Origin of the sequence: Halobacterium sp. KA-4 (assembly GCF_021028995.1) — an archaeon.
Lineage (GTDB): Archaea > Halobacteriota > Halobacteria > Halobacteriales > Halobacteriaceae > Halobacterium.
The window spans coordinates 1-21737 of sequence record NZ_JAJJZG010000021.1 but is presented as its reverse complement, the minus strand read 5'-3'; the positions used below and the strand labels follow the sequence as shown (position 1 = coordinate 21737).

Sequence of the window (21737 nt, the reverse complement as noted above, 5' to 3'; positions counted from 1 at the left end):
TCGCTGGGTCCGCGATACCGAAAGCCCTAGACAACCCGTTTGACTGTTCCAATCACCTATATCTGTATTCAAACATATCATCTAAAAAATACTTATTGGGGTACGGGCACTACCTCAAACTGTAATGAGCGACACAACCCAGTTCCGCGTCCTCGACTTCGACTGCCCGACCTGTGCGAGCACCGTCGAACGCGCCCTATCGAACGTCGACGGTGTCCAGCACGTCGAGGTTCACTACGCGACCGGCCGCGTCGAGATCGAATATGACGACAGCGTCGCTGATCCCGACGCCTTCGCACAGACCATCGAAAACCAGGGGTACACGCCCCAACCAGCCTAACACCATGAACATTCAATCGATCACGCAGTACTACCGGAAACACCGGAAGGCCATCGTCACGGCGACGAGCGGCCTGCTGTACGGCGGTGGCTGGAGTCTGGGCTACCTCACGAGTTTCGAGATGGCAAGCGCCGCCATCCTCGTCCTCGCGACGATCGTGGGTGGCTACGACATCGCCAAGACCGCCTACCACGAGGTCACGAACCGGACACTCGGCATCAAGACGCTGGTGACGCTGGCCGCTATCGGGGCCATCGTCATCGGGGAGTACTGGGAGGCTGCCGCCGTCGTCTTCCTGTTCAGCCTCGGCAGCTACCTCGAGGGCCGGACCATGCGGAAGACCCGGACGGCCCTCCAGGAGCTCCTGGAGATGACGCCCGACACGGCGACCGTCCGTCGCGACGGGGAACTCCAAGAGGTTCCCGCCCGGGAAGTCGAAGAGGGCGAGGTCGTCGTCGTGAGGCCGGGCGGGAAGATTCCGGTCGATGGCGAGGTCGTCGACGGCGAAAGCGCCGTCAACCAGGCGCCGGTCACCGGCGAGAGCGCCCCCGTCCACAAGGCCGACGGCGACGAAGTCTACGCCGGGACGGTCAACCAGGAGGGCGCGCTAGAAATCCGGACGACGGGTGCGGGCTCGGACACGACGCTCGAACGTATCATCCGTCGCGTCGAGGAGGCCCAAGAGGCCCAGTCGCCCACGGAGAGTCTCATCGACCGGTTCGCGAAGTACTACACGCCGGCCGTCATCGTGCTGGCCATCGGCGCATATGCAGTCACGCAGAACGCGATCCTGTCGTTGACGCTGTTGGTCATCGGCTGTCCGGGCGCGCTGGTGATCGGGCCGCCAGTCAGCATCGTCTCGGCCATCGGCAACGCCGCCCGATCGGGCGTGCTGATGAAGGGCGGCGAACACCTCGAACGCGCCGGCAAGATCGACCTCGTCGCCTTCGACAAGACCGGCACCCTCACGAAGGGCGAAACCACCGTCGCCGACGTCGAGGGATTCGGCGTCGCCGATGACGAAGTCCTCTCGCTCGCGGCAACCGCCGAGAAGAAGAGCGAACACCACCTCGCTGACGCCATCGTTGACGCAGCCCGCGAGCGCCCGACTGCTGCGACGGACGGTGGGGCGGCGGTCGCCCAGGCGGACGAGACGGACGCCAGCCTTCAGTCGATTCCCGGTCCGGACGATTTCGACGTGGTCGCTGGTAAGGGCGTTATCGCCCATACCGAGGGCACCGAAGTTGTTGTCGGCAATCGCGCACTGCTGGAGGACCGCGACATTAACGTCCCCAGTCGGATCGCCGACTACGTCCGCGAGCGTGAGGAGCGCGGCGAAACTGTCGTCCACGTCGTCCGGGACGGGGACATCATCGGCGCAATCGCGCTGCGGGACGAGCTCCGGAAGGCAGCTCCTGGGGTCGTCACGGCGCTTCAGGACGTCGGCATCGAGACGGTGATGCTCACCGGCGACAACGAGCGGACGGCCGCCGCCGTCGCCGAGGAGGTCGGCATCGACGAGTACCGCGCCGAACTCCTCCCCGAGGACAAGCAGACAGTCATCGAGGCCTACCAAGCCGACGGCCACGTGGTCGCGATGGTCGGCGACGGCATCAACGACGCGCCGTCGCTGGCGACCGCCGACGTTGGCATCGCGATGGGTGCCGCCGGGACGGACACCGCCATCGAAACGGCAGACATGGCGTTGATGGCCGACGACCTCGACCGCATCCCCTACGCGGTCAAACTCAGCAAGGCGACGCGCTGGAACGTCCTCGAGAACGTCGGGCTCGCAGTGCTGACCGTGACCGTCCTGCTCGCGGGCGTGCTCACCAGCTACGTCACCCTCGCCGCGGGAATGTTGGTCCACGAGGCCAGCGTCCTCGCGGTCATCCTCAACGGGATGCGACTGCTTCGCCACTGACCACTAGATACGATCATCACAACCACTCATGACATCAAACTCGACTGCGACCGCCGAGACCCAGACTAGAACCAATTGGAAGGTAGACTACGACGTCGATCCGATCGAAATTCGCGACCCTGTCGCGGAGGCCCTCGGCGTTCTCGAACCGGGTGACCCGTTCGTCATCACCTATAGAGACGCGGTGAAAGAGGCGGGACATTCCTGTCCGACTGCCTCGGGCGCCTACCGGATCGTCCAGTTGGGGCTCGACGCCCTGTATCCCGACGACTATCCAGTTCGGAGCGAAATCGAGGTGCAGGCGGCCGGCCCGCAGGACGATGCTGCGTATGGCGTGATGAGCCGCATCATCTCGTACGTTACTGGCGCGACCGAAGACGACGGATTCAGCGGGCTCGCCGGCGGCTACGGCGGCCGCCGCGACCTCCTCGTCTTCGACGCGTTCGACCCGGACACGGCAGAGCCGACGTTCCGGTTCCGGCGAACCGACACGGACGAGACCGTCGAAGTGACCTACCACGTCAGCGACGTTCCTGACGGTGGACCCGCAATCGGGAACCTCCAAGGGATTCTCGACGAATCGGCAACTGAACAGCAACGAGAGGCTTTCGCTGACGCCTGGCACCGCCGGATACAGGTCGTCCTCAGTGACGACTCGCTGTTCACTGTCAAAGCGGTTTGACGCGACGGTCTACCCCTCTCACTCGAAATAAGTTACTGCGGTACACTATCGATCTCCTCGAGGGCCTCAGTAGCGACATCACCTAACTCACCAGCCTCGATATGCGAGTACCGCTCACGAACCATCTCCTCAGAATTATCGAGATATCGGGCCGCCACAGTATATCCGAATGCCCGGACCAGAACCTCGCCCATGCCACGACGGCCACCGTGCGGAGCAAGATAATCGTGTTTCGGATGGTCGATGTCTATCTCCGCGGCCTCCGAGAGTCGTTGGAGAATCGACCGTGCGCCGTCCGTCGTGATCGACGGCGGCCGAATATTCTCATCGAGCGCCAGCAAGAGGTCCCGGGCGTGTGCCTCACGTCGCTCGTCGATTACTTCTGGGCGTGCCCCTCGATCGGCTAGCTCATCCCGGACGAGCTCTGCGAGCGTCCGTTGGTCGAACGTCGGAAACACCGGCCAGCGTTCCGTGGGTGGGTCCATCAGCTGGCGGTAGCTCCGCAGCGGCGAGATCACCGGGTCGGGGAGACTGGCGGCGTCCCACTGCTGTTTCTTGCGGTAGACGTCCATACTCCCGTCGTCGAGAGAGAGGTCCTCCCAGCGAACGCCGCGCCGGCGCGGGTCGTTTGGATCTCGGAGGAGTTCGCCAACGCGGACGGCGGTGTACGCGAGGACGAACACCAGTGCCCGGTCACGAGCCGCCTTCAGCGCCGCATAGCGTGCTCGCTGCTTGTCGAGCGGGTCAGTATCCTCCGGGAGTGTCGTGTACGCCTCGATGGCGTCGCGGGCCCGTTCGTCGACGTGGCGGGTGAGGGCGTGGCGCTGTTCGGACGTCCAGGCCTGCTGGTCACCGGGCTTACGGCCGTCGTCCTCCGGCAGCGGCGCCATCGCACTCGCCCGCTGCGCATAGTGCGCTTCGAGATACCCCTCGTTGACGCACCAGCCACACCACGCAGAGATATAGCGGTAATAGGTTTGTACCGTATTCTGCTTGAGCCCCCGGTCTCCTCCGAGATGCCGGGCGTACTCCCGAAACACGCGTTCGTCGAGATCGTCGAAGGTCGGCTTCCGGTCGACGTCGTCGGGGACGATCCCGGTCCAGCCGTCGTCGCCGCGGTCGCCGGCGGCCCACTCAGTGAACCGCTCGAGCTCGCGAGCTGCGTTGCGTCGATAGTTCCCACCGGCCCCACTGCGGCCTTTCCCCTTGTCCTGAAGGTAGCGCTCGAAGGAACTCGCGAGCGACTGATCAACGCGTTCTCGAGGTGTATCGGGAGTCATGAGTCTTCGTTCGCGTCTTGGTAGGTCGGACGGACGTCCTCGAGGAGTGCTTCGACGATTTCCCAGAGGATCAGGGAGGGGGTTTCGTGTTCGAATGTGATCCCCCAGCGGTCCTCCGTAGTGGCGGCTGAGTACTGGAAATGCGTCCGTCCGAGATCGGGATGGTCTTCGTCCTGGTGCCAGCCGGCGTGAAAGCCCGTGTTCGGGTCGGTGTAGTTGATCCGGAACCAATCGTGGGGATCCTGTCGATACCACTTGACGATCAATACTGGCGACTCAGGGCCTGTTGGGGGATCCTCAAGGCGGGTCGGATCGAACACCGCTCGCAGCTGCGTGGCCTCGATATTGTCGGGAACGAACTCGACGGTCGTGATCTGAGGAACCCGGTCGAGGACGTCTCGCTTCAATTGGGCGTAGAGATTTGCATTCGGATCACCACCTGGGTGTGGGACCGACATCCGTTAGCTGCTGGCCTCAGCAGGCTCTGTCGTCGGGGCGAGGAAGTCCCATTCGCGGATGGCGAATCCGACGATCTGGATCCGTCGCTGTAGGTGCTCCCACTCGCGGGCAATCTCACGGCGGCGATCTTCCTCGTCAGCGTCAAGCGATTCGTTAGCGAGCGTCCCGCGAAGCTGGTTCGGTGACTCGATCCCGAATTCATCCTCCCAGTCGCGGATCTGGGTCTTCATATCGGCGAGGCGATCCGTGAGTTCTTCGACAGTGTGGCCGCTGTCTCGAAGACGCATCGCCTCCTGCATCGCCTGACGACGGTAATCGGGGTAGTACGTGGTGTGAGTCCCGCTGTCGTCGCGATGGAGGATCCCGTCGTCGACGAGGCGTTCGAGAACGCGTTTGGTCGGCTCGTGGGACCAGTCCGCTTCGGAAGCGATCCAGTTGACCGTCCGCGGCTCCGACAGCTGTCGGGCGACCATTCGCACTCGGTCTTCACCCGTAGTTTGGCGTTGCAACAGTCCCTCGGAGCTCGATTCGTCTTCGGCCATACATCACCGTTCGTGCTTTGTCTTAATATAGGTTGAGGTCATTCGTCCTATATCGAATTTTATCTGCCACCATCGCCCCGACCACAGCTGTAGAGAGTCGGGGTAAACTAGAACCGTGGTCTTGGCGGCTCTACCCAGGGGAACCGTCTTGCTGAGCCGATTGCAGCATTCGTGCTTCACCGACGGCGGCGGGGTACTTCAAAGTGGTCGTGATTACGGGCATAATCACGACCAACAAGATGAACGCTAGAATCCCGCTAATTCGGCGGTTTCTCTGCCCCTATCCGCAGATTAGGCGATCTAGGCAAATTATAAACTATATGCCGCTATATCAAAATTGGGTAGGGGAGAAGGTGAGACTACGGCGGGTTTAGCGGGGCTGTAATGCGTGGTTTCGGGCGAATTTGTGAGGGGAGGACGCTTCGAATCCTCTTTCGAGGAGCTTCTCGTGTCGTACTACCGACCAGATCGGTGAGTTTCCGAGATCCCCGACAGCGTTGCCACTCAGGAATCCGCATTGCCCCGGACCGAGTACCGCCCTATCCAATTCCAGTCTCCTTCTTCAGCAGCGTCAGCGTATTATCGGCAGTCACCATCGGTGCGTGTTCGTACTCACCCGTCAACTCGACTTGGACGAGTAGGTCGACTGCTCGCCAAATCGAGTACAACAAACAGGCGAACGCGAAGTAGAAGAACCGCAGTCCGAAATTCGTCGACGTCGTCGCGGCCATGAATCGCTTGATCGACCGATAGCCACTCTCAATCTCCCACCGATGGCCGTACTCACTGAGAAAGCCGCCACCTCGGTTGGACATGAACACCGAGTACTGCCGGTGATCGTCGTGCTCAGAGTTCTCTTTACGTCGGTAGATCAGCGTCGTCTCGTGCCACTCATTCTTCCCGAGATGGAGCTTCCGGTCGGTCTCGTACCGGTCTTGCCCCCGTTGGAGGAGTCGTTTTGCCTGGGCTTTCTCGCTAGCCTGCATCCGCTTTGGGACAACATAGGAGAGTCCCCGCTGGCTAATCATCTCCAAGAGGTGCTGACTATCGAACTCTCGGTCCATTAGCACGTTATCGACGTGAACGAGCTCTTCAGCGGAGTTGAGCAGGTCCTTGACGATCTCCTTTCGTGACTCGCCTCGTCGAACTGGGCGGGCATCAAGCACGAGTGGAACAGCGTTGCCGACCAGCTGGACGGTCGCCCATTGGTAGGCGTACTCGTCGTTCTTCTCCTTCGTTCCGATTATCTCGTCCTCGTGGCCGGTTCGGTCGCCCGTGAAGGGATCGTCCTCAGTGATGTCGATCGCGACGATTCCAGCTCGGAAGAACTCCTCCGTCCCCGCAAGTTCGTTGGTGAGTTGCTGGACTGCCTGTCGGTACATCTCGCGGATCTGCTCGATAGGGAGGTCACGAATCTGGTCGCGGTGGCCGTGTCCGAGTGGTGTTCGATCACGCGTCGACTCGTGGATGAAGCTCTGAGCGCCCTCGTTGGCGGCCAAGTTCTCACGGAGCCCCAGATAGGTCTGTAAGTCCCAGTAGGCGTTCTCAGGAATCTCACAGCCCTCGCCCCGGTTGAGCGAGAACACGGGGAATACGACGCGACTGATGTGGTCGGTGATCTTCCCAGCCTTGTCGAGGATGGCTTGGTCGTTTGGGTCCGATTCAGTAGCGTCGTCGCCTCGATCCGGAAGGTTTCGTTCTGGTTCACGTGGCACGGCGACATTCGCGTTCTGCGCTTTGATCAGGATCATTCGAGCCGCTTTCTGGACGGTCTCGCGGAGATCTCGCGTGAAGCGCTCGTTCCAAGTTCGCCACAGTGTCGATTGATCGGGCACCGTCCCCAACTCTAAGCGTTCGCAGAGTGCGGGGTGGCTATTGAGGTACTTGACGAGAGATGTTTCATGCGTCCAGCCGTGGAGTTCTTTCAGCACGAACACGCGAAAGAGAGTGTCCATCTCGTAACGTGTCGAACCCTCGTACCGGTCGTGGGCCTCGAATCTGAAGTAGGCTATCGGAAGTTCGCAGACGAACTGTTCGAGTGAGTTATGATTTGGGTGCGTAAACCAGGCACTCGAGACGACTCGAACGTCCGATTCTAACCCACCGAGTGAGGAGCGATCGTACAGCGGCGTCGAGTCATATGCGGGCCACTCGACGTGCTGCTGGTGTGCAATTTGTCGAAAGACGCTGCGCCGAGACTCGCGAGTCGCGACCACTACGGATAGATAGCCCGGACATGCCCAAGAGTCCGTCTAACTGACCTGTATAGTGGCTTCAGTAGCTCTATTGGATTCTTCAGTCGCGAACAAGACTGGTGCAGCTAATCGTTAGATGTAGAGTGAGGATGTAACAGAGTGGGTTCTAGATATAGCTTCCAGAATGTCTATATGATTCGGGTGTAAGGTGGATTTCTGTATGCCCTCCCGCCGTTCGTTCCTCGCCACTAGTGGTACGCTCTTGGCAGGTGTTCTCGCTGGCTGCTCGGGGACAATTCTCTCACAATCGCCAGATGGGACGCAATGGACCGCATCAGTTCCTGAACCAACATCACTGTCCCCACCCTGTGTAACGAACGGATGGCTTGCAGTTGGTGGGTATCATAGCAGTCAATCTGGGAATAGCCAGCTCGCGGTTTTTGATGCAACAGACGGGACACGACAGTGGGATATTGATCTAGAACGAATAACTGGCCTCACTGCTTCAGATGGCCGTATCTACGCCGGCGAGAGAGGCGGCCCCCGTGGTGCACAAGCACAGATCTACGCGTTCGATGCATCGAGTGGTGAGCAATTGTGGACACAGGCCGTGAATAACCTCGCTTCAGCGCTCACTGTTTCGGATGAGACCCTCTATGCGGCGAACGGCTCTCTTGCAGCCCTTGAGACGAGTGATGGAACACTTCGCTGGGAGCAGTCGTCGATCGATGGAATCGACTTCACCGTGATTGCCGCACCAGACGACCAACTTGCAGCTGATGATACGGCGGTCTACTTCGGTAACCAAGGAGGCGTCGTCGCACTCTCACCCAGTAACGGAACACTTCTGTGGGCGTGGCAGCCGGAGGACTGGCCGTCAACAACTGTCGGCCCTCTTCCTGTCGATACCCATGTATATGTTGGAGCAGACGGTAACGTCGCCGCACTTGATCGGACAACTGGCCAGCTCCAGTGGCGTTCGTCATTTGGAATGGATGCCCGAGTCCAAGGGGTCCACAAAGCTGAATCATCCCTTTTAGTTGCAGAGTCGACAGCGCAAGCACCTTCTGGAACTTTTGGGACATTATATGAGCTCTCACTTCAGAACGGTACGGAACGGTATGAGAGACGCTTTGAGACGCCCGTAACACAAACAACTTCGACCTTGGATAGGTTTATTGTCGGAACAGATGCCGGACAGGTCACGTGGGTCGATAGACTCTCTTCATTTGAGCAAGCTCAGACGACGATTTCCAGTGAGACATTTCTCCTCGGTGCCGGTGACGAGCAAGTGTTTGCACAAACAACCAACGGAACTCTATACGCTCTCACTCAGCCATCATAACGCGAGATCTACGGTAACAGCCAACAGCGTTAGCAAGTAGAACATCTCGACTGAACTCAAATAGATTTAGCAACGCTTGATGATCCTTAGATAGCTCACACCATATGCATTAAGAGAATCAGTCTCAACTACTGCTACGCTGTTCTGATTCAAGGCCCCTGAACATAGCTCCTCCCTCGACGCGTGTCGTGTCCATAAACCGGTAGCTCGACCGGGTAACAATACGATTCCCAGATTGGTGCTGAGTGCGGGCCCATTCTGGCGTTCCACCTCGCCCCTGAACCGGATTTCGCGCTTCTCAATCCAGTTCGAGCAGCCGATCTCCGCTCGACGTCCCCCTGCAGTACGACTCCCGCTCCCCCTGTTCCTCCTCCATCTTCTCCGACTCTCCCATCTATTCTATCTACTCTAAAGTAGCCGTCTACTCTATCTACCCCATCTACTTTACAGCAGATGGCTACTGTGGGCTATTAGGCGATATAGTCCCATTTCTACTCTGTCTACTCTATCTACTCTGTCTATTCTACCTACTCCATCTACTTTGACTACTTTGGAAAAGTTAAAGGAGTTGTCTACTGTTGTATCCGGTGAGGAAACCAATATGGCACAAAGCGATACCGACAAAACCCCGCGAGCAGTGTGCGTAGGCATCCTGAAAGGCGGATTCGGGAAAACGACAACCGCGCTCAACCTCGCGCGCGAGCTCGCACACCGCAACGAAACCGCCCTACTCATCGACCTCGATGACAACGGCCACCTGACACTCAACCTCGGGCAACGTGATGCCTACCAGCACGGCTCCGGGGATGACGACGAGAACCACGCCGAAGCGGTCCTCGTCAACGAGGCCGACCCCCGTGACTACATCGTCGACGTCGCTGGCGGCCTTGACCTGTTCCCGTCCCACGCGGACTTGGAAGGTGTCGAATCCACGCTCAAAGACGCTGTACAGGGCTCTGCTCGCCTCAAGCAGCATCTTGTCGAACCGCTTCTCGGTGAGGACTACGACTATATTGTCGTTGACTGCCCGGCGAATCGGGGAAAACTCAACGACAACGCGATGTACGCCACCGGCAACCTCATCATCCCGCTGCGACCGGAACTCGGCTACAAGACTGGCCTCGACAACACGGTCAACCGGCTTGTGAAGCCAGCGCGCCGGTACTTCGACCTCGACATTCTCGCGGTCGTGCCGTCCGACCTCCAGCGGCGTATCGACCAAGCAACGCTCGACCAAGAACTTCTCAAGGAGATTACTACGCGGGACGGTGTGGCATCGAAGGTCCCGAACTTCGCATATATCTCTCCAGAGGACTGGGAGGCTATCGAAGCCGGCGACTACGACGGTGGCTTGCCGGGCATCCGCCACCGGGACGCCATCAATAACTCGCTGCGGGACGCCAACGAGCCGCTGCGCGACTACGACCCCGAGTGTGACCAACTGGCAGCGTACGACGAGCTCGCGCAGATTGTCGAACGTGGTGAGGTGATCCGCGATGAGTGATCCGTTCGACGACCTCGACGAGACAATCGAGGACCAGGACGCCGACGATGCCGACAGTGAATCAACCACGACCGCGTCGACATTGACGGCAGCGACCGAGGAAACTACCAGTGATGATGGCACGGATGAACCGATGACCGGGGAACAGGTAGCGAACGAGGAAACGGACCCGTACACGACGAAGGCGTTCGAGTTCGGGGATGAAGCAACGCAGTTCCCGTTCTACGTGCGGGAAGCGACACTTGACGAGTGGAATACCGTGGACGACGTGGAAGTGACGCCGGCACTCGTCCAAGACGGCGTGAAGGACGTCACGACGTCCGAGAAACACGACGCGATGCTCCAGATGGTGATGGACAATTCGGACGTGCTCGTGGAGTATATCAAGGACGCACGCGGTATTGAGGGGGATACGGACGGACTTCGCGACGAGTAGCAGGTTGGCTTGCTGTGCTTTTCAGGGTCTGGCGCAGCAGTAGTTGCTAGCGCGACTTCTTTATTCAGAACAGGTGCGGAAACTGAGGTGGCTGAATCGGCAAGTGAGAATGCGAATCTGTCGCTAACTCCTCAGTCAGGAACAAGAGAGGTTCTCACTCCCGTGCTGAATACAGGGCGCGTAGCTTTCATAGCGGTTCGATTCCGCCACCGAAATCTCTTGGCCGCCTCAGAGTGACTCACCATCACCACTCGTGCTCGCTATCTGGGCCAAAAATGTTCGGCGTAGCCAACCTGTCCTGCCACTCAGGCTTCACGCCCAACTCCCGCATTATCAGGAACATCACCATCTTCCTCAAGTCCACCAGAATATCGGTGTTCTCCCGAAGCCCCGATTCGTCCATCGAATGCACGATCTGATTCCTAATGTCCCTCGCTTCCTCCACTATCTCCTCCACCTCGTCCGAGTCGAACCCCAAGTCGATTTGCTCGGCGTACTTCTTGATCTTCACTAGAGTGCTCGGTTCGAAGATGAAGTCCTTCCCGAGATTGTACTCCAGCCGGTTCAACTGCCCCTTAGTGAACTCGTCCTCAAACTCGTCCAACACGTACTCACGGACGCGCTCCTTCTCATCCTCGTCAAACAGGTATTCGCGCTGGCTCTTCATATACCGGTGATAATTTCTGTCCGCGTTCGCCTCCAGTACCAGCCACAACAGCAGAAACTTCGGTGTCATCAGCTTCGTCGCCTCAGAGTGCAGGAACAGCGAGATGTTCGTGCGGAGATCGGTCGCTAAATCCTCATCGGCCTCGTCAATTGTCGTCAGCGCTACGTCCACCAACTTGCCGATGTTGGAGTTGAACACTGGCCCTGTCTCGTGAACGGCGTGTACGAACCGAAGGCCGGTGTTGTCAACGGGGATTCGATACGTGTCTAGGTTGCAGGCTTCCTCCGATGAACCTTCTGGATAGTACGTTTCCCACCGAACGTCCCGGTTCTGATAAAACGAGTAGACGTATGTTACCCACTCGGCCAACTCCTTCGCCCGCTCCTCGTCCGCCTCAATAAAACACTTCGCAGTCAACCAGTACCCTGTCCGGTACTTGCTGTCCTCCTCCCGCCGGTTATTCTCGAACTCCTCAACACCTTCGACTGGCTCGATGCGTATCGGAAACGCCTCGCTTACGTACACTTCGTCCTCCGGAATGTAGAGGTTCTGCATTTCGAAAACTAGTGTTTCCGGCATTTTCATCGGCAAGTCAGGGGGAGAGACATTACGGCTTACGGTCAGGGAGTCCCAATTTGCGGTCACTTGGTTCACTCCACACCCAGTATTGTCTCGAAGTTGTAACTACAGCGCAACATTTTCGGTAACACGCCCCAACCCACGTGTATGGTGGCCTGAATGTTCGACGACCCAACAATCCACGATTTGCAAGTCAAACCCGACTTGCGCGACGGCGAATCCGTTCTCGCGGCCAAAAGCACAAAGCTGGGGGATAGTATCCGCGACAACGCCATCGTCATCGTCACCACACAGCGCATCATCACTGGTGCGAAGAAGGGCCGCAGTGTCGATGAGGAAGAAGCGGACAAGCTCAATCTCGATATCGATCTGGCCGACATCGAGACGGTCCGACGCACCGGCGTCGCGACGAAAACCATCGAAGTCGTCACCCTTGGTGACGACGTGTACGAGCTGCCACCGCTTCAGAACGGCAGTGGAGCGATTGTAGACGCAATCACTAGTGAGGCCAAGCTGGGGAAAACCAGCTGGGGCGAAGAAAGCCTCGCGGAGTAGGGTACGAAGCAAGTCGTCGGCGGTGTTGTCGGCATCCTCGGACTCGTTATCGGCGGACTGTGTGTTGTCGGTGGGATTGCTGGGATTCTCTCTATCATCGGCATCATTTGGGGTGCCATCATGCTTGCCTTCGGTGTGATGGTTGTTGGCGGGTCGGTGAGACTGATTCAGTGGGCATTCGGCACTGAGGACGAATGGGATCGTAGCGAACCCTACAACGTTCCTGAAGACGATACCGGCGAGTCGGAGGATTCGAATGGTGGTGTTGGTGCGAGGGCGGCAGGTGCGGTGTCTGGGGTTGCTGACCGGTTTGGCGTACCGCCGGTCGTGTGGACGGCAGGTGTATTGCTCGGCGCAGTGCTTTGGCTGGCACTGTTCGCGTTGTTGAATCAGGAGACGTTGTTCGCGGTCGCGTTGTTCGCGGGTTGGATTATCTTACCAATCTCTGTGTACCTAGACATCAGCTCCACTAGCGAGAAGTCGGGTATCAAGTTCCGTTGGTGGGCGTACTGCGTGCCGTCAATCATCCCGTTCATCGCGCCGCTGGCCGGATTCACCTGGCTCGCGCGGAAGCGTCAGAAAACAGGCTCCATCCTCTAACCGGGTAGAAATTAGAGCGAGCTATTCCATCGTGGGTTGTTCTTCTCTCGATTCTCCGGGAAGGCTGAACCCGCGTTCGAGGTCGTCCTTCACATGGTAGAAGTCGTCCTCGATGTGGTGTTCCTCGATACGAGCGCTTGCCCGAACACGAACGCGTTCCTTGCCGAACGTCGTGTTCACCTGCACCGTGCCGGTGACGTAGAGTGTCCGAGCACTGGATGTGTAGTATAGAAACCGGGGTGGGATGAATTCAATATTGAACTCTCCGTCGTCTTTCGCAGCTATCGGTTCGACAAAGACAGTGCTGGGTGGCTCAGGAACTGTTTCACGATCCCAATCTATTGATTCAAGGGCTGGGTCTGGCCACCTGAGTCCGATATGTAAATGGGTGCTATCGATGGTGATGTTGTCGGGACTCCAATTCTCAACAGAAAACGTAAGGCGTATTGGCGCGATTACGCGGTCTTGGTGAACGACGGAGAGCTCGGCGTCCGCGCCAATTGAAACGTCTTTCACCAGATGGTGTGTGAACCAGCCGGAGATGATGGGAGCTAACGCCACCACCAACCGTAGCCCAGGTATCTGAGCAATTCCTTCAACTAAGAAGAGTCGAACGCGTTCCCAGAGGGAGTGAAGCATTTGCCGGGGAGAAGCAGTAGAATTCCTTAAACCTCCGCCAACATCGTCTTGAAACTGACGAGAGACGAAACGTGACGGTTCCCATAGAGAAAGATTGGCGGGGATATGTTACGCAACAACGCCAGTCAATGTGGCGCCAACGACTTCCAAGCGTGGTGCGACTGGATCGACGACCTTCTTTAGCCGCTCCGTAGATATACTGTACTGACCGGGCGTTTCACCTTATCCGCTGAATAAAGAAACCGTATTGATGACTACTGATAGGCAGCCGACGAATGGCTTTTAACGTAACGTCAGTAAGTTGGAACTGCGAGGGCGCGTGTGGGTGTCGCTTTGTGCCACTATTGGGATGCACACCCGCGCTCTCGCTTCCCTTCACGCTGAGCGACTGCTACGTCCGTAGTGGCAAAGCATCGCTACAACACCGGGAGCTCGTCGTCGAGTAGACTAACAGCTAGTCGTCGCTCTCTTGGCGATTTGTGCTCTGAGAGAACGACCCGGTTTCGTCTATTTGTTCGGTTTCATCGGGCGTCCTGTTCGTCGACGGCGACCCAAACTCTCGCGGCGAGCTGTTGATCTCGGTATCCCTCCCGCCCGCTCTCTCGTCCTCGACGTCAGGACCGGCATCTGTCGTTGTCCCCGGACCCTCGTTGCCGGCTGAGTCCTCATACTCCTCGAGGCCAGTTTGTGAGGGGTCCTCAAATCCAGGTGGTTCCCCACGTCCATCGTCATAATCGTCGATAGACGTCTGTGTCGGGGCGTTCCCACCGGAGTTGTCTCCGGGAGTGAACTTCTCTTTGACTTGTTCGCTCCGAACGGCCATTCGTTCGTTAATCCGTTGCCGATATCCACTCATTCCGCCTTTCGCTGCGTTTTTCGCGTCCCCAGCCACACCGCGTGCCGTCGATCCGTCTGCACGCTTGTTCCGTAGCACGCTCTTTGAGGCGCGTGCAGTCCCGTCAACAGCTTTTCGACCGGCCTTCCGGGCACCTGATCCGATGCGTTCGGCACGCTGCTGACGACGACGTCGTTGCGACCGCATCCGTCGCGACGACGAGAAGTCCGTCTTCGGGTCGTGCTTGTGTTCTTCGCTCGACGCGCTCGACGTTCCGCCACTACGGCTACCGCCACTTCTGGTATCCGAAGCCTGTGGCGCGCCGCCACCACTCGCCGCCGCTGCGCTTGCCCCTGATGCTCGCACCCCACGAGACACCCCATGGCCTGCCCGCGACCCCGTTCGGACAGCCCGGGACACCTGCGACGAGAACGAAAACACGTACTTCGGAACCAGCGCTGCACCCGCAATCGTCGCGAATCCAAGAACTGTTGACGTCATCCCTGCCCCAATTCCGCCGGTTCCTGTGGCAGCGGCCCCTCCGTTGCCTTGGAGGAGTAATGCGCCAATTCGGAGTAGTAAGGCGGTCGGGAGGGTCATTAAGACGAGTGGGATGAATTTCCCCATCATGCTCTTTGCCCATCCCTCGACGGGCTTGATGGGGACAATCCAGAACATCAACAGAATGGGCATCGCGACCATATAGGCGTAGATGCCGACTCGCCGGAGTAGGAAAACAGCAATAACTACCAGTAGGACGCTTGAACCAGCGATATAGATAAGCAGGGCGACGATACCTGTGCCGGCTGCAGAAGTGGCAGATCCGGTGATTGCTGATGCAAATTGGTCTGCTGCACCTCCGAGAATGACGTCTGCGAGGTCGTTGTTGAATTTGAGGAACCAACCGCCAAACCACCACCATGAATAGGCGAGCGGATAAGCGAAGACAGCTCGGCGTATGCTCGTCTGCTTCTGTTTAGGCGTGAAAATGTTGAAGAACATCGCAAGCCCAAGCGCTAGCCCGAATAGCGTCGGTAGGAGGAGGATGACGGTGTCGTTGTATATGTTCTGGAAGAGGGTCGCCCACGGATCCTTCGTCGGGCTGCCAAATGAATAGAGATTATCGGGGTAGGGGGTGCTGGTGAGGTAGTCCGCTGCGAGGCTGAATAACCACTTGACGAATCCACGGACTGGTTCGACGAGCCCACCAATAACGTCGTAGATGGCATTTTTAACTGTCTGTCCGATTCCTGGCATAGATTAATTCACAATTTCTATCTCTATTATATTTTTGTCAATAAAACGTTCTAGAAAATGAGAATTGGCTACGACTTGCTAACAGTCCAATCCTGAATTGACGACTCCTGACAGCCAACACTCCCCACAGATTGCACTTGACTACCAAACAAGGTGAAATCGAGATCTACGGTCGCCACATGCTCATGTGCCGTCTCAAGAACGACATCTGCACTTCGCGACTCACCCGTACACAACTCGTCTGAATCCCCCGTTAACGGTGACCCACGAGACGTTACTGTCATCGATTCGCCCGGGTTAAATTCCGCAGTCGCCCTTCCGCTAATCCTTGGTCGTTCGAAGCGAGGCGGCGTCGGATTCGGGACGTCCCCCTCAACACGTAGTACCTCAATTTGCGTCGGGAGATCTCCCGTATTCGACAGTTCCAGAGCAATCTTATCAGTCACCTGCTTATCTGAGCCAACCCCGCTGGACTTGGCGAGAGTAATATTGTCGACCTCGAAACTCCGTTCAAGCGTAATCGACTGCTCTCCGACAACATTTCCGTTTTTGACGGCAACGACGTCGAACGCACCGGCTTTAATCCCGGTAAGAGGCAGCTGTGTTGCGGTGCCGGTAGCGAGTTCACGGCGGGCAACCTCGGATCCGTTACTGTTGCGGAGGGTAACTGCGGAGATCGATGTGTCCGTGAGTGCGACGTCCAGGACTGCGCCTTCCTCGTTCTCGGTGGGGAGGCTGCCAGTGGTCGGCTCGACCGCCTCGAAGACATCTGCGTTCGACGACTGCGTGGACGTCGACGTGTTTGTCGCGGCTGTGGCATCTCCGTTCTCGGAGTCGTTGGAATTGTTGGAGGTGGAGTTGCAGCCGGCGAGGGCCGTGACGGCGGCTGTACCGATGGAAGCGAGGGCCGCGCGGCGGCGCTGGTCTGGCATAGATTAGATAATCTATGCGACCGGAAAATCACTTTCGGGTGCCTGAGTATTAACCAACATATTGCGTGCTTTGACTGAGTGTGTTGGTTAAGACTGGCTGGCTGCTCGATAGGATCGCGAGCCCAAATACTGGCAGAATGGCTCCAGCTAAGATGATGTTGGTTCCCCACACCAACGGAAAGATTTATTCTATGTTGGCGCATTACACCAACATAGGGAGCACAGATGGGATCGACGATCATCTACGAAGACGAAGACACGTTCGCCGACGGCTCCAGATACGAGATGATCGCGACCGCCATCCCAAAAAGTGACGACTACCCCGAGGGCGTCAAGTATCGATTCCAGTACATGGCCGAAGACGGTCGAACGCTGCTCCGGTTCGACAACTTCCCGGACCACCCAGGCGTTGACCGCCATCACTACCACACGCCCACCGGCGTCTACGACGACATCGAGTACACCGCCCTCAAAGCCCACGCCCAGACGTTCTACGACGAAATGGACGACCGCCGCGAGAGGTGACCCACCATGCCTGACAAATCCAACACGCCCGACGACACCGACGACGTCAACAGCACCGACTCCGAGACCGAGGAGATCGTGATGGACGACGTCGAAGCCGAGGCGGGCTTCCTTGAGGACCGCGGCCCTGAGGACTACCCCTCGGTGCTGCGGATCACATCCGACTCCGACGAGGCCCACCGCCAGGACGCGCTCGACCGCCTCGACCGCTGGGAAGCCGGCGAGGAGGTCCCACACGTCATCAACTTCCAGAACCCCAGCGATCTCCGAGCGCTGCTCACCGACCGCCGCGTTGAGCTCCTCCGGAGCATCATGACCGACCGCCCGGACAGCATCCGCCAGCTGGCCGAGCGTCTCGACCGTGACGTCAAGAGCGTCCACGACGACCTGCAGGTCCTCGCTGACTACGATATCGTCCACTTTGAGCAGGACGGCCGGGCGAAGCGCCCGTTCGTCCCCTACGACTCCATCGAGGTCAGTCTCGAAATCTCGACCCCGACCTCGGCCGACGACGCCGCCCCCGCCTGACCGACCTCGATTCCGCACGAAGTTGACTCGTTCGAGACGAGTCAACGCTGTTCGGCCTGCGGTGCTGAAGGGTCGCGTGACGGCGACTACTTCTCGTGTCCTGAGTGCGACCGTGGCCGGCATGCCGACCTGAACGCCGCCGAGAACATCCGTCAACGGGAGGGAGAACCATGCACGGTGTAGCACTTCGGGTGCCACGAACCGTGCGGCCTTGTGGACTGAACACTCCACCGTCTGCTTCGCCGACGCCCGGCGTGACCGGGGAGGAAGGCCGCGTTGACCCGGCTGTACGCGCTGAAAAGCACGCCCGCGGTCGTAACCGGACGGCGACCGCTGACGCGGGACGCGAAAGCGTCCCTGAGCTGCCGAGGAAACGCGCAACCTGATATCCCTTTCGGGGAATTCCACGCCTTTAGGGGTGGGAGGCGGTCAATGTCTACGACGCGTACGGATCACTGCAATACCGATTCCGAGGAACATAATAAGGGCGGCAATTGGTTCGATCCACGGGAGAAGCGCTGATTCAGCGGAGACGACCTCATCGTAGAACGCTCCAATGGTTGCACCACCGAGAAACACAAGCCAGCCAGTGGTTCGTCCCAGCGTCCAGTTCTCTGTCCGTGATTGATACACCACGATGAGCCACGCAAGCGCAAAGAGGCCACCCGCCAGAAGCGTCACCCAGTCCATATCATCGATACCCAGTCCAAAAAGAAAAATCCGGCTCTGCTGAGCTCCTTCAAACTAGGTAGCACGGCTGACTCCCCGGCTCACCGTGCGCGGGGCCGTTGACATCGGAGAACATCTACAGGCTGAGCAGGCCGAGTGTCTCGGGCCTTGACCCTAGGGTAGTCACCGGAATCAAGTTTAGATTTCCGGGCGGGTAATTTTTCACCCTACTTTACAACCAGTGTGACATGGTTCCAATAGATACTCGGGAAGAAACGCTCATCAAAGAGGCGCTTGCGGAATTAGGGCGAGAAGAGTACCAACACGACCACTATGCACAGGGGGCGTTTCTTTTCGCGTTGGATCTGAGAGATCACGCTAGTAATCTCAACATTCTGGAGACCCAATTCCACGTGGCGGTAGACAAAGTATTAGATTCGAATTTAAGGGCGAGAGAACAGATTCAGTCGAGCGATCTACCAACTGGCTTTGCAGAAGAAGCTTCTCGCGGGAAGATCAATCTTCCTGACCTCAGGGCTCGGGAGATTAACCATGAGTATCTCCTCTACCCAGGAAAATCGTTAATTCATGATATCGTCGAGGAACACTATGAGTTGTTCTGTGGTCAAGATGGAATCCAGGCACGCCTTAAGGAGGTTTACGACGATGTGAATAGGGAATTTCTGCTAACGACAACAATACTCACTGCCGTAGCATCTCAAAGCGTCGTCGCGTTCATTCCTTTTGCTGTCGCGTGCAGCTATTATATAGCACATCAGGAACTCGACCAGATTTGTGCCACAGTTGCGACAATCGAGCCGTAGAAGTTAACGGTCAGGTTGAAATTTAAGACGCGCATATCAGTCGTTTCACCAGACCTCCCTGAGAGTAATCATTCCTCTCCTTTGCCCCGACCCGTCTAAGGGTACGGCTCATCTCGAATGAATACACACCCCCAACATGACTCAGACACTCCACGTCACGATTAGTTCGCCGGACCGCAGCGGCCTCGAAGACCACCTCAAAGCAATTGATGCTGGTGAGGACGTCGCGCCCCACAATCCAACGCTCGCCATCGAAGACCTCGAAACGTTCGGGCGGGTGTTCCGCAGCACGAACCTCGAACTCCTAGAAGCCATCGTCGAACACAACCCCGCCAGCATTCGGGAACTCGCGCGTCTCGTCGACCGGAACCCGCCGGAGGTCTTGGAGAACGTCAACGAGCTCGCAGACTACGGCCTCCTCGAACTCAAGGAAGATGGACAGGCAAAACGCCCGGTCGTCTGGTACGACGAGATCGACGTCGACCTCCCGCTGACGTCGACGGGAGCCCAACGGGACGCAGCAAACGCCTAGCGGACTGGTTCTTCGCTTGGGTCGATGCTATTCTCGCTCTCAGCGTTAACCAACACTGGCCGAATCTGCCGACGGATGTTGGTTAAGGCCGTGTTGGTTGAGTGACCTCGCGCTACCGGTGCTCCTCCGGTCGTGTGAACAAGAGCACGCTCACGGCACGGTATCTCCTTGAATCAGCGTCTGAACGGGCCACTCCTCCAATCTGCCCAACGCTTTGTTCACACAGGATTCCCGATCTCGTGTGCATATCTCGGAAATCAGCCCTCTTAGCGCGCAACCCCATGGGTTCACGCGGAAACTCGTTTTCTCGGGATTCGATGAATCGCTAAGTACAGAACGTATGTCTATCTCTAAGATAGAGCAGTATTTTAATAATCACCTCCTCGTATCAGTATTTATGACTCTCCAAGAACAAGCATCTCCACTTCGATTTGCCTTCGTTGGATTCCTCACTGCTGTCATCGTCGGGGTATTAATCGGGATTCTGGTGTTTGAGGATAGTCTTGTAGAAACAGGCATTACTGCTGGCGGAATTGGCTTAGGAGTTGCAATCGGCATTTACGCCGTTCAGTCTAGGCAAGAATAGAAGAGGGCGATCGCAACTACTGTCACTACACCCTCACTCCTACTGAGTGCCTATTTCACTCCGAATCCGCTGGTAAGAATCCGCCTCGATGTGATTCATAGCTTCGCTAAGTACAGAGGATTCACGCAACTACTGCTCTACTTCTACAACCCATTCAGGCGGCTGAACGACCGTCTCTCCGAGATGAGTGAATCGGAGACTATCGGCGATGTTCACTGCTTGTCCGTCGCGGGTGGTTCTGTAGGAAAGTTCGTATTCGTGGACAAGCCCATCTGAATCGACAAGCGCGGACATTTCGTAGTTGGATACACCAGCATACGTGGAGGATTCGGAGGGAGCGCCGACCGAAGTCACCTGGTAGAGCGTCGTACTGTTCCGTTCAACTGAGCGCACAACGGTTGTGTTACTCGCGCTGAGAATTGAGTAGACGTTTCCGTATTGTTCTGTCTGGGGTGTCGCAGCGTTCTCCGGGCCGGTGTACGCAACTGTTCCATTCTCGTAGCTTATTCGCTGGACGAGCGTTGAGTCGTTGCGGAACACCGTCAGGTTCGGAATGGGGGCGTCTTCCGTGCCGTAGGTGCGGAATTCGTAGATGTAGCGTTCACCGTGGCCGCGCATCAGTGTGGTGGAGACGTTTTGCAGCAGTGTTTCGTTGGTGTGGACTGAGCGGTAGCTGCGTTCGGTGTACGTGACGTTATCGAGACTGTCGCGGTGGGCTTGGGCCAGCGCCCACGCGTCGGTGACACCCGCTTCGGTAAGTCCGGGTGCGAGTTGAGATGGATTCCCGGACTCAGGTTCCGCACTTGAGGGACTCGTCGTATTCGGAGTGTTGGCCGTCGTATTCGGCCCTGATGTGTTTGTCATCCCGCTGCAGCCTGCACTCAAAATGAGAAGGGAGATTAGAATGGCTGACAGAAATTTTCTTTTCGTCATTTGATACTATCATCCAGTTTCTTCCGCATTTAACTTTGGTTAATATGCACACTTTGAGACAGCATGGCGACGACTCTGACTTCTACCCGGAAATTTCGCATCCCTACTTCGCGCCCATTTCACTAGAGCTGCTGAGGAATTTATGGGTCAAGATGGCTCTGGTGAATCGCTGGACAGCGTCGGCTTCGACCGTCAGAACTAGTGGAATGAAGCGGGAAACCGCCGATGCCTATGTCGAAGATTCATCCGTCTTTAGTTAAGCCTCACACCTCGGTTGTGTAGTGGTAGCGAGCGTCTCTTGTAAGATTGGTCGTTGCTTGTGGATCTTTTGAGCGTCTTCGATCAGCCGGTCGAGCAGCGGCGGTGGTG

At 57.6% G+C, this 21737-nt stretch carries 23 protein-coding genes and 1 pseudogene; 14 read left to right on the top strand and 10 right to left on the bottom strand.

Translation table 11 applies throughout. The annotated features are described in order from the left end of the window. The first annotated feature begins 124 nt into the window (after positions 1-124). From LPA44_RS15605 to LPA44_RS15595, 3 genes are read left to right on the top strand one after another with little or no spacing between them, the layout of a single operon-like run. On the top strand, positions 125-340 hold the full coding sequence (locus tag LPA44_RS15605; protein WP_006183492.1) for a heavy-metal-associated domain-containing protein: 216 nt from the start codon (positions 125-127) through the stop codon (positions 338-340). Positions 341-344: 4 nt separating this feature from the next. Next, a complete protein-coding gene (locus LPA44_RS15600; RefSeq protein ID WP_179908274.1) occupies positions 345-2264 on the top strand; it encodes a heavy metal translocating P-type ATPase in 1920 nt (639 codons plus the stop codon). Positions 2265-2292: 28 nt separating this feature from the next. After that, positions 2293-2946, top strand: a complete 654-nt coding sequence (locus LPA44_RS15595) for a hypothetical protein (protein WP_006183494.1) — start codon at positions 2293-2295, stop codon at positions 2944-2946. A gap of 32 nt (positions 2947-2978) precedes the next feature. On the opposite strand, the gene LPA44_RS15590 is transcribed toward LPA44_RS15595, so the two are convergent. The 4 genes from LPA44_RS15590 to LPA44_RS15575 all read right to left on the bottom strand — a co-directional run bounded on the left by LPA44_RS15590 (position 2979) and on the right by LPA44_RS15575 (position 7443). Next, on the bottom strand, positions 2979-4226 hold the full coding sequence (locus LPA44_RS15590; RefSeq protein WP_230890438.1) for a phage integrase SAM-like domain-containing protein: 1248 nt from the start codon (positions 4224-4226) through the stop codon (positions 2979-2981). Beyond that, positions 4223-4684 (bottom strand): hypothetical protein, encoded by a 462-nt coding sequence (locus LPA44_RS15585; protein ID WP_230890437.1) that lies wholly within the window; start codon positions 4682-4684, stop codon positions 4223-4225. Before LPA44_RS15585 ends, LPA44_RS15590 begins: the two co-directional genes overlap by 4 nt. A 3-nt stretch (positions 4685-4687) precedes the next feature. After that, positions 4688-5227, bottom strand: a complete 540-nt coding sequence (locus LPA44_RS15580) for a DUF7342 family protein (RefSeq protein WP_230890436.1) — start codon at positions 5225-5227, stop codon at positions 4688-4690. A gap of 539 nt (positions 5228-5766) precedes the next feature. Further along, positions 5767-7443 carry a transposase gene (locus LPA44_RS15575; RefSeq protein ID WP_230890435.1) on the bottom strand — a complete coding sequence of 559 codons (1677 nt, stop codon included), beginning with the start codon at positions 7441-7443 and terminating at the stop codon, positions 5767-5769. 199 nt (positions 7444-7642) lie between these two features. On the opposite strand from LPA44_RS15575, the gene LPA44_RS15570 reads away from it, so the two are divergent. The 3 genes from LPA44_RS15570 to LPA44_RS15560 all read left to right on the top strand — a co-directional run bounded on the left by LPA44_RS15570 (position 7643) and on the right by LPA44_RS15560 (position 10707). After that, positions 7643-8767, top strand: coding sequence for an outer membrane protein assembly factor BamB family protein (locus tag LPA44_RS15570; protein ID WP_230890434.1), 1125 nt, complete (start codon positions 7643-7645; stop codon positions 8765-8767). Between the two features lie 601 nt (positions 8768-9368). Continuing rightward, a complete protein-coding gene (locus tag LPA44_RS15565; protein WP_230890433.1) occupies positions 9369-10271 on the top strand; it encodes a ParA family protein in 903 nt (300 codons plus the stop codon). Further along, positions 10264-10707 (top strand): hypothetical protein, encoded by a 444-nt coding sequence (locus LPA44_RS15560; RefSeq protein WP_230890432.1) that lies wholly within the window; start codon positions 10264-10266, stop codon positions 10705-10707. The genes LPA44_RS15565 and LPA44_RS15560 overlap by 8 nt, the downstream gene beginning before the upstream one ends. Positions 10708-10951: 244 nt before the next feature. Here LPA44_RS15560 and LPA44_RS15555 read toward each other — a convergent pair whose 3' ends face one another. Then, positions 10952-11929, bottom strand: coding sequence for a HEPN domain-containing protein (locus LPA44_RS15555; RefSeq protein WP_230890431.1), 978 nt, complete (start codon positions 11927-11929; stop codon positions 10952-10954). Between the two features lie 183 nt (positions 11930-12112). On the opposite strand from LPA44_RS15555, the gene LPA44_RS15550 reads away from it, so the two are divergent. Next, positions 12113-12508 (top strand): hypothetical protein, encoded by a 396-nt coding sequence (locus LPA44_RS15550; protein ID WP_230890430.1) that lies wholly within the window; start codon positions 12113-12115, stop codon positions 12506-12508. 120 nt (positions 12509-12628) lie between these two features. Next, entirely contained in the window at positions 12629-13108 is a 480-nt protein-coding gene (locus tag LPA44_RS15545; RefSeq protein ID WP_230890429.1) for a hypothetical protein, read from the top strand. A gap of 21 nt (positions 13109-13129) precedes the next feature. Here the strand turns inward: LPA44_RS15545 and LPA44_RS15540 are convergent, their stop codons facing one another. The 3 genes from LPA44_RS15540 to LPA44_RS15530 form a co-directional block, all read right to left on the bottom strand. Further along, positions 13130-13747 carry a hypothetical protein gene (locus LPA44_RS15540; RefSeq protein WP_230890428.1) on the bottom strand — a complete coding sequence of 206 codons (618 nt, stop codon included), beginning with the start codon at positions 13745-13747 and terminating at the stop codon, positions 13130-13132. A gap of 454 nt (positions 13748-14201) precedes the next feature. After that, positions 14202-15839 carry a hypothetical protein gene (locus LPA44_RS15535; RefSeq protein WP_230890427.1) on the bottom strand — a complete coding sequence of 546 codons (1638 nt, stop codon included), beginning with the start codon at positions 15837-15839 and terminating at the stop codon, positions 14202-14204. Between the two features lie 68 nt (positions 15840-15907). After that, positions 15908-16771 carry a hypothetical protein gene (locus LPA44_RS15530; RefSeq protein WP_230890426.1) on the bottom strand — a complete coding sequence of 288 codons (864 nt, stop codon included), beginning with the start codon at positions 16769-16771 and terminating at the stop codon, positions 15908-15910. Between the two features lie 225 nt (positions 16772-16996). Here LPA44_RS15530 and LPA44_RS15525 point away from each other — a divergent pair, with 225 nt between their 5' ends. The 3 genes and pseudogenes from LPA44_RS15525 to LPA44_RS15515 form a co-directional block, all read left to right on the top strand. Next, on the top strand, positions 16997-17296 hold the full coding sequence (locus LPA44_RS15525; protein ID WP_230890425.1) for a toxin-antitoxin system TumE family protein: 300 nt from the start codon (positions 16997-16999) through the stop codon (positions 17294-17296). Positions 17297-17302: 6 nt separating this feature from the next. Then, a complete protein-coding gene (locus tag LPA44_RS15520) occupies positions 17303-17824 on the top strand; it encodes an HVO_A0114 family putative DNA-binding protein (protein ID WP_230890424.1) in 522 nt (173 codons plus the stop codon). An 18-nt stretch (positions 17825-17842) separates the two neighbouring features. Further along, positions 17843-18007 (top strand): annotated as a pseudogene (locus LPA44_RS15515) (zinc ribbon domain-containing protein); the annotation flags it as partial. Between the two features lie 246 nt (positions 18008-18253). Here the strand turns inward: LPA44_RS15515 and LPA44_RS15510 are convergent. Next, positions 18254-18514: a hypothetical protein gene (locus LPA44_RS15510; protein ID WP_230890423.1), complete on the bottom strand. Its 261-nt coding sequence runs from the start codon at positions 18512-18514 to the stop codon at positions 18254-18256. 227 nt (positions 18515-18741) lie between these two features. On the opposite strand from LPA44_RS15510, the gene LPA44_RS15505 reads away from it, so the two are divergent. The 3 genes from LPA44_RS15505 to LPA44_RS15495 all read left to right on the top strand — a co-directional run bounded on the left by LPA44_RS15505 (position 18742) and on the right by LPA44_RS15495 (position 20435). Beyond that, positions 18742-19317 (top strand): hypothetical protein, encoded by a 576-nt coding sequence (locus tag LPA44_RS15505; RefSeq protein ID WP_230890422.1) that lies wholly within the window; start codon positions 18742-18744, stop codon positions 19315-19317. Positions 19318-19453: 136 nt separating this feature from the next. Further along, complete coding sequence (locus LPA44_RS15500; protein WP_230890421.1) at positions 19454-19849, top strand: HVO_A0114 family putative DNA-binding protein; 396 nt, start codon at positions 19454-19456, stop codon at positions 19847-19849. Between the two features lie 397 nt (positions 19850-20246). After that, positions 20247-20435 (top strand): hypothetical protein, encoded by a 189-nt coding sequence (locus LPA44_RS15495; RefSeq protein ID WP_230890420.1) that lies wholly within the window; start codon positions 20247-20249, stop codon positions 20433-20435. Between the two features lie 129 nt (positions 20436-20564). On the opposite strand, the gene LPA44_RS15490 is transcribed toward LPA44_RS15495, so the two are convergent. After that, positions 20565-21368 carry a DUF7537 family lipoprotein gene (locus LPA44_RS15490; protein ID WP_230890419.1) on the bottom strand — a complete coding sequence of 268 codons (804 nt, stop codon included), beginning with the start codon at positions 21366-21368 and terminating at the stop codon, positions 20565-20567. Positions 21369-21737 lie beyond the last annotated feature (369 nt).